General features: G+C 62.2%; 16 protein-coding genes. 9 read left to right on the top strand and 7 right to left on the bottom strand.

The features are described 5' to 3' along the window. The 6 genes from BBX50_RS20640 to BBX50_RS20615 all read right to left on the bottom strand — a co-directional run bounded on the left by BBX50_RS20640 (nucleotide 1) and on the right by BBX50_RS20615 (nucleotide 3,755). Entirely contained in the window at nucleotides 1-609 is a 609-nt protein-coding gene (locus BBX50_RS20640; RefSeq protein ID WP_065777202.1) for an HD family hydrolase, read from the bottom strand. Beyond that, nucleotides 606-1,451, bottom strand: a complete 846-nt coding sequence (locus tag BBX50_RS20635; RefSeq protein ID WP_065777201.1) for a folate-binding protein YgfZ — start codon at nucleotides 1,449-1,451, stop codon at nucleotides 606-608. The genes BBX50_RS20640 and BBX50_RS20635 overlap by 4 nt, the downstream gene beginning before the upstream one ends. Before the next feature lie 149 nt (nucleotides 1,452-1,600). Next, complete coding sequence (locus BBX50_RS20630; RefSeq protein WP_065777200.1) at nucleotides 1,601-2,392, bottom strand: hypothetical protein; 792 nt, start codon at nucleotides 2,390-2,392, stop codon at nucleotides 1,601-1,603. 15 nt (nucleotides 2,393-2,407) lie between these two features. Next, nucleotides 2,408-2,677: a hypothetical protein gene (locus BBX50_RS20625; RefSeq protein WP_139108556.1), complete on the bottom strand. Its 270-nt coding sequence runs from the start codon at nucleotides 2,675-2,677 to the stop codon at nucleotides 2,408-2,410. Between the two features lie 158 nt (nucleotides 2,678-2,835). Continuing rightward, nucleotides 2,836-3,288 carry a TIGR02301 family protein gene (locus BBX50_RS20620; protein WP_065777199.1) on the bottom strand — a complete coding sequence of 151 codons (453 nt, stop codon included), beginning with the start codon at nucleotides 3,286-3,288 and terminating at the stop codon, nucleotides 2,836-2,838. Beyond that, the gene (locus BBX50_RS20615) at nucleotides 3,285-3,755 is read right to left on the bottom strand and encodes an NUDIX domain-containing protein (protein ID WP_065777198.1); all 471 of its coding nucleotides are present in this window, start codon (nucleotides 3,753-3,755) and stop codon (nucleotides 3,285-3,287) included. Before BBX50_RS20615 ends, BBX50_RS20620 begins: the two co-directional genes overlap by 4 nt. 61 nt (nucleotides 3,756-3,816) lie before the next feature. Between BBX50_RS20615 and BBX50_RS20610 the strand changes: the two genes are divergently transcribed. Continuing rightward, nucleotides 3,817-4,590, top strand: coding sequence for an SOS response-associated peptidase (locus BBX50_RS20610; protein ID WP_065777240.1), 774 nt, complete (start codon nucleotides 3,817-3,819; stop codon nucleotides 4,588-4,590). Between the two features lie 3 nt (nucleotides 4,591-4,593). Here BBX50_RS20610 and BBX50_RS30560 read toward each other — a convergent pair whose 3' ends face one another. After that, a complete protein-coding gene (locus BBX50_RS30560) occupies nucleotides 4,594-4,737 on the bottom strand; it encodes a hypothetical protein (protein ID WP_176707620.1) in 144 nt (47 codons plus the stop codon). Nucleotides 4,738-5,152: 415 nt separating this feature from the next. Here BBX50_RS30560 and cysS point away from each other — a divergent pair, with 415 nt between their 5' ends. The 8 genes from cysS to rarD all read left to right on the top strand — a co-directional run bounded on the left by cysS (nucleotide 5,153) and on the right by rarD (nucleotide 12,200). Then, on the top strand, nucleotides 5,153-6,544 hold the full coding sequence (gene cysS / locus BBX50_RS20605) for a cysteine--tRNA ligase (protein WP_065777197.1): 1,392 nt from the start codon (nucleotides 5,153-5,155) through the stop codon (nucleotides 6,542-6,544). A gap of 50 nt (nucleotides 6,545-6,594) precedes the next feature. Beyond that, nucleotides 6,595-6,978 carry a VOC family protein gene (locus tag BBX50_RS20600; RefSeq protein ID WP_065777196.1) on the top strand — a complete coding sequence of 128 codons (384 nt, stop codon included), beginning with the start codon at nucleotides 6,595-6,597 and terminating at the stop codon, nucleotides 6,976-6,978. Nucleotides 6,979-6,990: 12 nt separating this feature from the next. Continuing rightward, on the top strand, nucleotides 6,991-7,482 hold the full coding sequence (locus tag BBX50_RS20595; RefSeq protein ID WP_065777195.1) for a GFA family protein: 492 nt from the start codon (nucleotides 6,991-6,993) through the stop codon (nucleotides 7,480-7,482). Continuing rightward, nucleotides 7,479-7,955 (top strand): GFA family protein, encoded by a 477-nt coding sequence (locus tag BBX50_RS20590; RefSeq protein ID WP_065777194.1) that lies wholly within the window; start codon nucleotides 7,479-7,481, stop codon nucleotides 7,953-7,955. The genes BBX50_RS20595 and BBX50_RS20590 overlap by 4 nt, the downstream gene beginning before the upstream one ends. Further along, nucleotides 7,928-8,449 (top strand): GFA family protein, encoded by a 522-nt coding sequence (locus BBX50_RS20585; protein ID WP_065777193.1) that lies wholly within the window; start codon nucleotides 7,928-7,930, stop codon nucleotides 8,447-8,449. Before BBX50_RS20590 ends, BBX50_RS20585 begins: the two co-directional genes overlap by 28 nt. Before the next feature lie 2 nt (nucleotides 8,450-8,451). Next, on the top strand, nucleotides 8,452-9,414 hold the full coding sequence (gene pip, locus BBX50_RS20580; RefSeq protein WP_065777192.1) for a prolyl aminopeptidase: 963 nt from the start codon (nucleotides 8,452-8,454) through the stop codon (nucleotides 9,412-9,414). 25 nt (nucleotides 9,415-9,439) lie between these two features. Continuing rightward, nucleotides 9,440-11,056, top strand: coding sequence for a citramalate synthase (cimA, locus tag BBX50_RS20575; RefSeq protein WP_065777191.1), 1,617 nt, complete (start codon nucleotides 9,440-9,442; stop codon nucleotides 11,054-11,056). Nucleotides 11,057-11,267: 211 nt separating this feature from the next. Further along, the gene (gene rarD, locus BBX50_RS20570) at nucleotides 11,268-12,200 is read left to right on the top strand and encodes an EamA family transporter RarD (RefSeq protein ID WP_065777190.1); all 933 of its coding nucleotides are present in this window, start codon (nucleotides 11,268-11,270) and stop codon (nucleotides 12,198-12,200) included. Nucleotides 12,201-12,360 lie beyond the last annotated feature (160 nt).

Here is a 12,360-nt window from a genome sequence, read left to right as displayed (position 1 = left end):
TCAGATGTCCGCGCTCACCGGCAGGCGCTGCGCTTCCAGCGCGAGAAAGCGCTCGGTGAACAGCCGCTGTGCTTCCACCGCCGGCAAGGGGTCGATCAGCAGGCCCTCGCGCGTGATGCCGCGTGGCTGGCCGAAGAACTTGCGCGCCTCTTCGACGGAGAAGCCGGCCAGAACCGTCGCCTCGAAGTAGGCGGCGACATGATCGGCCTTCTTGATGCGGTCCTTCAGCTCCTTGGAGCAATGCGCCGGCAGACCGAAGCGCAGGTGGATGGCGCTCTCCAGCCGCTTCTCCACCGACTTGTAGCCGCCGCCGACCACCGCCTTGAACGGAGAGATCATGTCGCCAATCACATATTCCGGCGCGTCATGCAGAAGGGCCAGCAGGCAGTCGTCGGTGCTGCATTTGTTGCTGCGGCGAAAAATGTCTTCGACCATCAGGCTGTGCTGGGCGACCGAGAAGGCGTGGTCGCCGGCGGTTTGCCCGTTCCAGCGCGCGACGCGGGCCAGGCCGTGGGCAATGTCGCTGATTTCGACATCGAGCGGTGAGGGGTCGAGCAGGTCCAGCCTTCGGCCGGAAAGCATGCGCTGCCAGGCACGGGTCGTCGTCACGCGCTTGCCTCGTCCGCACTCGTCGGAAAGGTAAGCCCGGTCCATTCAGGCAGAACCATGGTTACAGCCACGTCGCCGGCAAGGAGCGGGGTTCCGTTTGCCATGGCTTCGCCGGCCTTGTCGATGCGCACGATCGCCAGCGCCGACCTGCCCTGAACCGTCCCGAGCGTGCCGATCGCCTTGTCATTCGCGGTGATCACCGTGCCTGTCGGGGGCAGAACGGTTTGAGCCGTGACGATCACCACCCGGCGGCGCGGCGCGCTGCGGTGCTGCATGCGTGACACCACTTCCTGGCCGACATAGCAGCCCTTCTTGAAGGACAGGCCGCCGTTCTTGTCCAAGAGAACGTCATGCGGAAAGGCATCTTGTGCCGCATAATCGGCGCCGGCAGCCGCGATGCCCGCTGCGATGCGAAGCTGCTCGAGTGCTTCGACACCGGCCGTATCGCCGGCTGCATCGCCATAGGCCCGGAAAAGTGAAATCCCGGCCTTCTCGAAACGGTGATCCCGAAAGGCACCATCCGGTGCCGCTTCATCGAATATGACAGAAACGGCGGGCCCGTCGAGCGACAGTTCGACGGCCGAGCGCAGCTTGTACATCGTCAGTCTCTTCAAGAGCGCTTCTGCCTGATCGCGCGCCGTCTCGAGCCAGAATCCATCGCCGTTGCGGGAAATCAGGAAGTCGAACAGGATCTTGCCCTGCGGCGTCAAAAGCGCACCGGGCCGCGCCTCGTCGGGCGAAAGCAGGTCGAGATCGGTGGTAATCAACCCTTGAAGGAGGTCTTCCGCGTCCTTGCCGGAGACGGCGACAAGCGCGCGGTCGTCGAGGCGAACTCTGGGCATTGTTCGAATCCTGCTCGGCGGGAGAGCCCGCTCTAACCTAGAAACTGATCACGCATCCGCGATCCAGGTCGACTTGACCTGGCGTCAGCGTGATCTCTTGGCGAAGAGGTAGGATGTTCAGCTGTCAACGGCAAGCATGTCGCCGGCGATCAGTCGCCGGCGATGAAGAATTTCCACTTTCCATCAGGCATGATGCCGACGCGGTAGAAGTTGTAGCTGCCGAATTCTTCCATGTCGGCAAAGTCGCCGGCGGTAACCAGCCGGAACAGGTCGACCTTTTCCGGTGCTGTCAGCGTGGACAGCTTCTTTTCCGCGAAATAGGGCCAGACATAGGCCTCCTGAGGCGTACCCTTGTCGACCAGAACGAAGCCGGTCGACAGCACGTCGAGCAGGATTGCCAGGATCTCGACGCCCTCCTGGTCGCCCGAGAGTCCCTTCAGGATCGCCACCGGGTCTTCGTCGCCGGTGACGCCGGTGACCTGCGTTTGAGTCGGCCCCTTGCCGAGCAGCGGGCGCAGGCGCTCGATGTCGCCGGAGGCCGCCGCCTCGACGATCAGCTCGCGCATCCGGGCGACGGGCGCCGGTATCTTGGATACGTCGGTGAGAACCTCGACAGGCCCGACGGTCTCCGGCTCCTCCGCAGCGGGCGCTTCGTCCTTGGTGGTCGTCGCCGATTTGTTGATCAGCGGATCGGGCCTCGGGATTTCGAGCGGCAGCTTCTCTTCTTCGTCCGGCTCTTCTGCAACCGGCTCAGCCACGGGCGGCGTCGCCTTCTGATCGCCGGTGGCGGGCTGTTCCCCGGGAACCGGTTGCGGCGCGCCCTGAAGTTCACTGAGGGCAAGGGCGGGGGAGAACGCTACCGGAGTTGTCAAGACGACACCGGCCAAGAGCAGCGTAGCAAGGCGAACCGGAATGGTCCGGTTTGCAAGGTTCCGATTCATCGGGCAGTCCTGATATTACTGAAGCGAGCGCTGGGGCGAGAACTCGCCGGCGAGCACGCGCTCGCGAAGCGAATTGAGCATCGCTTCGGCGCCGTCTTCGCCGTGAAGCCGAACGGTTTCCCGCATGGCCAGTGCGATGGCCGCATCGGCGATGATTTCCGGCTCGATACCGTCGGCCATGCCGTCCGCCCAGGCCTCGCTCTGATGTTCGAGCGCAGCCTGCATTTTCTCGTGGACGATCATGTCATCGATGTCGGTCAGGCTTGGTTCCATCATTCGTTCCATGCGACTTCCATTGTGCAAGCGGTTCATTCTATGGCCGTCCGGCTGAACTCCAACTGAACGGCCGTAACGGACTCGCCACTTCTTACCACTCTCTTAACGAACTTAGCAGCCTTTTCCCGAAACGACACGGGGTCGTGAGAAAAGAGGTTAATTTATTGCTAATTTCCAAAGCGGGCGACGATTTCTGACGCAAGTGTTGCGCCTTCGGCACGATATCGCTGCTCGGCGACAATCGCCGGCCCTGTACAGGCCGTATAAACGGACGCAAAAGTGCGGTATCCACGGTTGAAGGCAGCCGTCATTCTCTCGCGTCGTTTGATCTCGCTGGCGGTCTCTTTGTCGATCAATTCCTGCATGGAACGCCGCCAGACATCCTCCGGTTCCTTGATGCAGAGGTTTCGCAGGTAATGAACGGAGCCCAGAATCTCCGACAGCCGAATCAGCCGCTGGTCGTAAGGGGTCGGTTTTTCCTCGACGGCAACAGGGGCGGGGGTCGCAGTCTCGGTCTTTGCCGGTTCTTTCGCGGGCGTTTTCTGCGCGGCGGCGCTGGTCGCCGCTGCCACGACGAAACCTGCCAGAGCGAGCCTTGCAAGGAGCGGGGCGGCGATCATGGTTTCACCAAGCCCGAATTGGCGGCGATTTCAAGACCACCGCCGGCTTTCGCCGATTCCATATCGATCTCCGAGAGCCTTTCCACGCATTCGCGCACGCTGTCGGGGATCGGCAGGGCGAAGATTTCGGCGGGCGTGAACCAGCCGAGCCCGGCGGCGTCGTCGCTGGCGACGGCAACCGCTTCGGCATCGGCTTCCGCCTTGAACACCGAAAGCAGGAAATGCCGCCCCTCCGATTCCTTGCCGGGCAGGTCGTAGGTTTCAAACAGCGTGGGATTGCGGGCCTTGAGGCCAGTCTCTTCGAAAAGCTCACGCAGCGCCGTTTCCGCTGGCGTCTCGCCGGGCTCCGCCCGCCCGCCTGGAAAGGCGTACATGTCTGCCGAAGGCGGGTTGGCCCGTCGGACGAGCAAGTAGCGGCCCTCACGTTCGAGAATGACGGAGGAGGCGAGTTCGGGTTTGGTCGGCATCTGGGAATCAAATCGTCTCTGTAGCGTTGACCCATCCTACGTGAAGTGCCACATCGATGTCATGTGCGGACGTTTTGCGCTTACGGCAACGCCGGAAGAATTGATGGAGTTGTTTGCGCTGCTGGAAAGCGACGACTTTCCGGCGCGCTTCAACATAGCGCCGACCCAGCCGATCATGGTCGTCGTTGCCGGCGAACGCGCTCAGCCCGGCAGCAATCTGCCCGAGCGCAAGGCGGTCCTCGTGCGCTGGGGGTTCATGCCGGGCTGGGTCAAGGACCCGCGTGATTTTCCGCTGCTGATCAATGCCCGCGCCGAATCGGCCATCGAAAAGGCCTCGTTCCGGACGGCCATGCGACACCGGCGTGTGCTTGTGCCGGCCTCCGGCTTTTATGAATGGCGCCGGCCACCGAAAGGCAGCCGTGAGCCGTCTCAAGCCTATTGGGTGCGCCCGCGCAAGGGCGGGATCGTTGCTTTCGCCGGCCTGATGGAGACCTGGTCGTCGGCCGATGGCTCGGAAGTCGACACCGCCGCCATCCTGACGACGGCGGCCAATGCCTCGATCCGGCAGATCCATGACCGTATGCCCGTGGTCATCAAGCCCGAGGATTTCGCCCGCTGGCTGGACTGCAAGACGCAGGAGCCGCGCGAGGTTGTCGATCTCTTCGGTCCGGCGGCGGAGGACTACTTCGAGGCGATCCCCGTTTCCGACAAAGTCAACAAGGTTGCCAATGCCGGCCCTGACATTCAGGAGGCGGTGACGCCCAAGGTCGCGCCGGAGGCCCAACCCAAGAGCAGGCCGGCCGAACCCGATAACGCACAGATGTCCCTGTTCTGAGGATCAGGCGGGCCGCTTGGTCAGCTTGGTCGCAGGCTTCACCTTGGCCTGCAGCGCAGCGGCGAGTACGGCCTTCAGGCCGAGCGGGCGGTACTGTTCGACGAGATTGGCGGATTTGGCGACGTCTTTGGTCTTTGCGGCTTTCACTTGCACTCACTCCTTGATGCTTGCCTGATCCGGATACATGCCGTTCTCGCCTTTCGACACGAAAACGGCGCTCCTCCCTGTTCTCCGGAAACAGGAACCCGTGGTGCAGAACCAACTACACCGCGAATCTGTTCTCCGCGTGGCGCTCTCAGATAAGCCTAATCATGACAAATCCATGGCCGCCGATTCCCTTTCGATAGCTGACTGTGCTTGCATGCGGCTGACCTCTTGACCGAGCACAGGCGACGCGCGATAAGTGGGCCCATGAAAACGGTTATCTGCATTATCTGCCGGAAGATTATTCGCTAGCGTCCCGCTGGCCTGGCCGTTTTCGTCTCCTAAAATCCAAGATGACAAACGCGCGGGCCACCCCGGGCGCCGTATTCGACGGTCGTATGCATTTTGGAGATTGGCAATGGGCGGAACGCCGACATTGAAGCTGTACAACACGCTGACGCGGGAGAAGGTCGAGTTTCGGCCGATCGATCCCGACAACGTCCGCATGTATGTCTGCGGTCCGACGGTCTATGACTATGCCCATATCGGCAACGCCCGGCCAGTGATCGTCTTCGACGTGCTTTTTCGGTTGCTGCGCCACGTCTATGGCGCTGAGCACGTGACCTATGCGCGCAACATCACCGACGTCGACGACAAGATCAATGCGCGCGCCCTGCGTGACTATCCGACCCTGCCGCTCAATGAAGCGATCCGGCGGGTGACGGAGAAGACCGAAACGCAGTTTCTTGCGGACGCCAAGTCGCTCGGCTGCCTCGATCCGGACGTGCAGCCTCGGGCGACCGACAACATCACGCAGATGATTGAGATCATCGAAAAGCTCATTGCCAAGGCACACGCCTATCAGGCAGGCGGCGAGGTGCTGTTCGACACCAAGTCAATGGCCGACTACGGGCAGCTTTCGAAGCGCAATCTCGACGAACAGCAGGCCGGCGCCCGCATCGCCGTCGAGGCGCATAAGAAGAACCCCGGCGACTTCGTGCTGTGGAAGCTCTCGGCCGACAGCGAGCCGGGTTGGGATAGCCCATGGGGCAGGGGACGCCCCGGCTGGCACATCGAGTGCTCGGCGATGAGCAGCCGCTATCTCGGCGAAGTCTTCGACATCCATGGCGGCGGGCTCGATCTCATCTTCCCGCACCATGAAAACGAGATCGCCCAGTCCCGTTGCGCCCACGGCACCGAGGTCATGGCGAATGTCTGGATGCACAACGGCTTCCTGCAGGTCGAAGGCCGCAAGATGTCGAAGTCCGAAGGCAATTTCGTCACCATCTACGAATTGCTGCACACGGAGAAATTCGCCGGCCGCCAGTGGCCGGGCGACGTGCTGAGGCTCGCGATGCTGATGACGCATTACCGCGAGCCGATCGATTTCTCGGTGAAGCGGCTGGAGGAAGCGGAGCACTTGCTTTCCAAGTGGCCGGTGCCGGGTGACGCAATGGGCGAGGCCGATCCGGCTGTCGTCGCCGCGCTCGCCGACGACCTGAATACCGTCGCTGCGGTTCAGGCGCTGCATGCGCTTGCTCAGAAGGCTTCGGCCGATCCGAAATTGCTCGGGACCTTTGCGGCAAGCGCTACGCTGGTTGGCGTGGTGCCTCAGGCCGTCGAACTCGACGAGGGGCTGGTGCGCGACATCGACAGCCGCGTGCGGACCCGTCTGGAACTGCTGAAAGCGAAGAACTTCGCAGAAGCCGACAAGATCCGCGACGACCTCCTGGCACGGGGTGTTCAGCTCAAGGACGGCAAGGATCCGGCGACCGGCGAGCGTGTCACGACCTGGGACGTCAAAAGGTAACCGACTGGTCGGCGCAGCGCAGGTCAGGGCGTGAAAGAGGAGACGGTGCGATGATCGACCATACAGGCATTCCCGTCGCGGATTTCGACCGGGCGCGGGCGTTCTACGACAAGGCCTTTGCGCCGCTCGGCGCCTCGCTTTTGATGATGGTGCCGGCAGAACATACCGGCGGCGCCAAGGTCGGCGGTTATGGCCGCGAGCGGCCGGTCTACTGGTTGCATGAGGTGGCTGCGGTCGGTCCGGGACGTCACTATGCCTTTGCGGCGCGCAGTCGTGCCGAGGTCGATGCCTTCTATGAGGCGGCGATCGCGGCTGGCGGGCGCGACAACGGCAAGCCGGGACTGCGTCCGCACTATCACCCCGACTACTACGGCGCCTTCGTGCTCGATCCCGACGGCAACAATGTCGAAGCCGTCTGCCATGCGCCGGGCTGAGGAGGGATTGCGATGAGTCTCGACAACAAGCCTTACTACACCGGCGGCTGTCAGTGCGGTGCGGTGCGTTTCCGCGTCGAGGGTAAACTCGGCGACGCATCCGTCTGCCATTGCCGCATGTGCCAGAAGGCGAGTGGCAATTTCTACCTGCCGCTGGTTTCGGTGCGTGGCGCGAATGTCACCTGGACGCGCGGGGAGCGCAGGCGCTTCCAGTCCTCCAATTTCGGATGGCGCGGCTTTTGCGGCGACTGCGGGACGCCTTTGACCTATGAGGCGCCTGATGGCATGGCGCTGGCGATTGCTGCTTTCGACGAGCCGCAAGGCATCACGCCGACGGTTCAATGGGGCATCGAGAGCAAGCTGCCCTATGCCGACCATATTCCGGCATTGCCCGGGGTCGATACGATGGAAGATCCGGACGCTCTGGAATTCCTGGAAAAACTCGTTTCCTATCAGCATCCTGACCACGACACCGAAAGCTGGCCCCCGGAGGAGAGACGATGACCGAGAACGTTCGAACAGGTGGATGTCAGTGCGGCGCGGTCCGCTTCCGTATCCGAGGAGAACTCGGGCGGGCGTCGATCTGCCATTGCCGCATGTGTCAGAAACAGTTCGGCTCATTCTTCTCCGCGTTGGTGACGGCGCCGAAGGTTGGTGTCGAATGGGTGCGTGACGAGCCGAGTTACTTCCAGTCCTCGGTCAACATCGACCGCGGCTTCTGCGCGAAATGCGGAACGCCGATGACCTACAGGCATCCGGGAGGCCTGGAGATCGCGATCGGGACCTTTGACGACCGTTCCGATCTCGCGCCGAAAATCCAGGTCAACCACGCCTCGCGGTTGCCCTGGGTCGAAACCATCTTCGAGCAACCGGTGCTTGAAGACCAGGACTTCTACGCCCGGCAGGAGAGCATCATCTCGTTCCAGCATCCGGACCACGAGACCGAGCAATGGCACCCTTCGGGAGCATTCCGGTGACGATTGCGCGCATCTATACCGGAGGCTGCCAGTGTGGCGCGGTCCGCTATCGCGCCGAGGGCGCGCTTGCCGATCCGCATATCTGCCACTGCCGCATGTGCCAGAAGGCGACTGGGAACTATTTCATGCCGCTGGCCAATGTCGCGCGCGACAGTTTCGATATCACGCGGGGCCAGCCGTCCTGGTTTCGCTCGTCACACCTGGTGCGTCGCGGCTTCTGCAGCGACTGCGGCACGCCGTTGTTCTACGACATGCCGGGCGAGGACTTCGTCAACATTGCGCTCGGATCGCTTGATGATCCGGACGACGTGCTGCCGGTCTATCAGTCCGGAGTAGAGTCCCGCGTCATCTGGTTTTCTCGACTTGCCAGGTTGCCGGAAAAGGAAACCGATGACGGCACCGAAATGTCGGCGACCCGCCATCTGATCGTGCTTGAATCGAACCGCCAGCATCCGGACTACGACACCGTGCACTGGCCGCTCACGAAAGACTGAAAATGACGACTGTTCTGCGTACGCTCTATCCGGAAATCGAACCCTATGCATCGGGCCATCTCGATGTCGGCGACGGTCACACGGTCTATTGGGAAAAGGTCGGTACACCAGGTGCCAAGGCGGCCGTCTTCCTGCATGGCGGCCCCGGCGGCACGATTTCGCCAAACCACCGCCGCCTGTTCGATCCGGCCCTCTATGACGTGACGTTGTTCGACCAGCGCGGCTGCGGCAAGTCTCTGCCGCATGCCGAGATCGAAGCCAACACCACCTGGCACCTCGTCGCCGATATCGAGCGGCTGCGTGAGGTTGCTGGGGTGGAGAAGTGGCTGGTCTTCGGCGGCTCCTGGGGATCGACATTGGCGCTCGCCTATGCGCAGAAGTACCCCAGCCAAGTTTCGGAACTCGTGTTGCGCGGCATCTACACGCTGACGAAGGCCGAACTCGACTGGTATTATCAGTTCGGCGTCTCGGAAATGTTCCCGGACAAGTGGGAGCGCTTCATTGCGCCCATCCCGGAAGACGAGCGCCACGAGATGATGCTCGCCTACCATCGCCGCCTGATGAGCGACGAAAAGGCGACGCGCGTTGCAGCCGCAAAAGCCTGGAGCATCTGGGAAGGCGAGACAATCACGCTGCTGCCGGAGCTGTCGACCAGCACGCCCTTCGCCGACGACGATTATGCCGACGCTTTTGCACGGATCGAGAACCACTTCTTCGTCAATGCCGGCTGGATGGACGAGGGGCAATTGCTGAGGGACGCTCATCGGCTTCACGGCATCCCAGGTGTTATCATTCACGGACGCTACGACATGCCGTGCCCGGCGAAATACGCCTGGCAACTGCACAAAGCCTGGCCGGAATCAGAGCTCCACCTGATCGAGGGAGCGGGGCACGCCTATTCCGAGCCGGGGATCCTCGACCGGCTGATCCGCGCCACGGACAAGTACGCCGGCAAGACCGAGTAAGAACACGAGCATTTGGACGAGAGCCATGACCAGGGAACGCATCTACCTCTTCGATACGACGCTAAGGGACGGGCAGCAGACGCCCGGCATCGACTTTTCCGTCGAGGACAAGATTGCGATTGCGGGCCTGCTTGATGACTTCGGCATGGACTATGTCGAGGGCGGCTATCCCGGTGCAAATCCCACGGATACGGAGTTCTTTGCACGCAAGCGCACGCGAAAGGCATCCTTCGTCGCCTTCGGCATGACCAAGCGCGCCGGCGTTTCGGCCTCCAACGATCCGGGGCTAGCAGCACTGCTGGCCGCCAAAGGCGACGCCATCTGTCTTGTCGCCAAGAGCTGGGACTACCATGTCGCGGTTGCGCTCGGCTGTACCAACGAGGAAAATATCGACAACATCCGTGCATCGGTCGAGGCCGTGGTCGCCTCGGGCCGCGAGGCGATGGTCGACTGCGAGCATTTCTTTGATGGCTACAAGGCCAATCCCGCCTATGCGCTCGCCTGCGCGAAAACGGCGTTCGAAGCCGGCGCGCGCTGGGTAGTGCTCTGCGATACCAATGGCGGCACGCAGCCGCCGGAGGTGCGCGAGATCGTCACTGCTGTCATCGCCGCAGGCGTGCCCGGCGCCAACCTTGGCATCCATGCCCACAACGATACCGGCCAGGCGGTCGCCAATTCGCTGGCCGCGGTGGAGGCCGGCGTACGCCAGATCCAGGGAACGTTGAACGGCATTGGCGAGCGCTGCGGCAATGCCAATCTCGTCACGCTGATCCCGACGCTTGCGCTGAAAGAGACCTATTCGAGCCGCTTCGAAACGGCGATCGATGCCGACCGGCTTCAGGAACTGACGAAGCTTGCCCATTCCTTCGACGAGCTCCTCAATCGCTCGCCGGACCAGCAGGCCCCTTATGTCGGCGCGTCTGCCTTCGCCACCAAGGCCGGCATCCACGCCTCCGCATTGCTGAAGGACCCGCGCACCTACGAACACGTCGCGCCCGAAAGCATCGGCAACCTGCGCAAGGTCATGGTGTCCGACCAGGGCGGCAAGGCTAATTTCATCAACGCTCTGAAACGCCGCGGCATCATCGTTAGCAAGGACGATCCGAAGCTCGACAAGCTGATCGCCATCGTCAAGGAACGGGAGGCGACCGGCTACGCCTATGAAGGGGCGGATGCGAGCTTCGCTCTGCTTGCAAGTCGCATCCTCGGCACGGTGCCGGATTTCTTTCACGTCGACAGCTTCCGGGTCATGGTCGAACGCCGCTTCGATGCCAACGGCAATCTGAAGACGGTGTCGGAAGCGGTAGTGAAGGTGGTCGTTGATGGTGAGACGATGATGTCGGTCGCCGAAGGGCACGGGCCGGTCAACGCGCTCGACCTGGCGCTACGCAAGGATCTTGGCAAGTATCAGTCGGAAATCGAAGATCTTGAGCTGGCCGACTACAAGGTCCGTATCCTCAATGGCGGCACCGAGGCGATTACACGCGTCTTGATCGAATCGACCGATGGCACGGGCGCGCGCTGGTGGACCGTCGGTGTTTCGGACAACATCATCGATGCCTCGTTCCAGGCGCTGATGGACAGCATCGTCTTCAAGCTGCTCAAGAACCGCGACCATGTCGGGCTGATTGCCGCCGAATGACATTCGGCGGCACGGTGACCGGGAGATCGACCACCAGAGTTGATGAGTAAAACTTACCGTCCCTTCACGGAAATGAATTGGTGCATCACCTGGTGTTGGAGTAGGACGCCTCTATGGAAGCTTCGCTGGCTGGTAAGCCGCGCCTTCCGTTGCGACCGGAGAGCGGCTCGTTGCCGCCAGGGCTCCGGTAAACACACCAGGAAAAGATGTTATGGCTGAGCCAAAAGCACCCGCCGAAAATACCGATTCCGCGAGGGGCTTCGCCTTCGCGCTGACCGCCTATCTGCTCTGGGGCTTCCTGCCCTTTTTCATGAAGGCGATCGCCCATATTCCGGCGCCGGAAGTGGTGGCGCATCGGATCGTGTGGTCGGTGCCGCTCGCCGGCCTGGTTCTGCTCTGGCTCGGGCGCACGGACGATATCAAAGTAGCGCTGCGCTCGCCGCGCATGCTGCGCATGGCGGCGCTGACGGCGGTGCTGATCACGATCAACTGGGGCATCTATGTCTGGGCGATCGGGGCCGGTCGGGCGATCGAGACCGCGCTCGGCTACTATATCAACCCGCTTTTCTCGATCTTCCTCGGCGCGGTGCTTCTGAAGGAAAAGCCGAACCCGGCGCAGATGGTTGCGATCGCTCTTGCTGCAAGCGCCGTCGCCGTGCTCGCCTTCGACGCCGGTGGCCTGCCGTGGGTGTCGATTGGGCTCTGCCTGTCCTGGGGTTTCTACGCCTTCTTCCGCAAGACCCTGCCGGTCGGTCCGAACCAGGGTTTCTTCCTGGAGGTTCTGCTGCTGAGCATTCCGGCGATCGGCTACATTATCTGGCTGGAAGCAACGGGGCAGGGGCACTTCGGCGACACCGGCATGACTGACGTCCTCTGGCTGATGTCGTGCGGCATCGTCACCGCCGTGCCGCTGATGATCTATGCCAACGGCGCCAAGCTCCTGCGCCTGTCGACCATCGGCATCATGCAGTACATCGCCCCGACGATGATCTTCCTGATCGCGGTCTTCGTCTTCCACGAGCCCTTCGGCACAGCGAAGCTCATTGCCTTCGGGCTGATCTGGGCGGCGCTGGTGATCTATTCCGGCGCCATGCTGGCCGAAAGTCGCGCCCGCCGTGCCTTGCAGGCGAGCCCGGCCGAATAAGGCCGCTGCTGATACAATTAAAAAAGGCGCGCCGGTGGCGCGCCTTCAGACTGCTGACAAACCTCTGGCGTTTGCCGGGGGTTTTTGATTCACTGGGTTATGTTGAAGAAACCCGCTCCCGAACAGACCGCACTCGAGATGGTGACGCTCGACAGCCTGG

The organism is Ensifer sp. LC11 (assembly GCF_001695835.1).
Lineage (GTDB): Bacteria > Pseudomonadota > Alphaproteobacteria > Rhizobiales > Rhizobiaceae > Ensifer.
The sequence above is the reverse complement of the archived record's forward strand: the minus strand, read 5'-3'. Positions and strand labels throughout refer to the sequence as shown.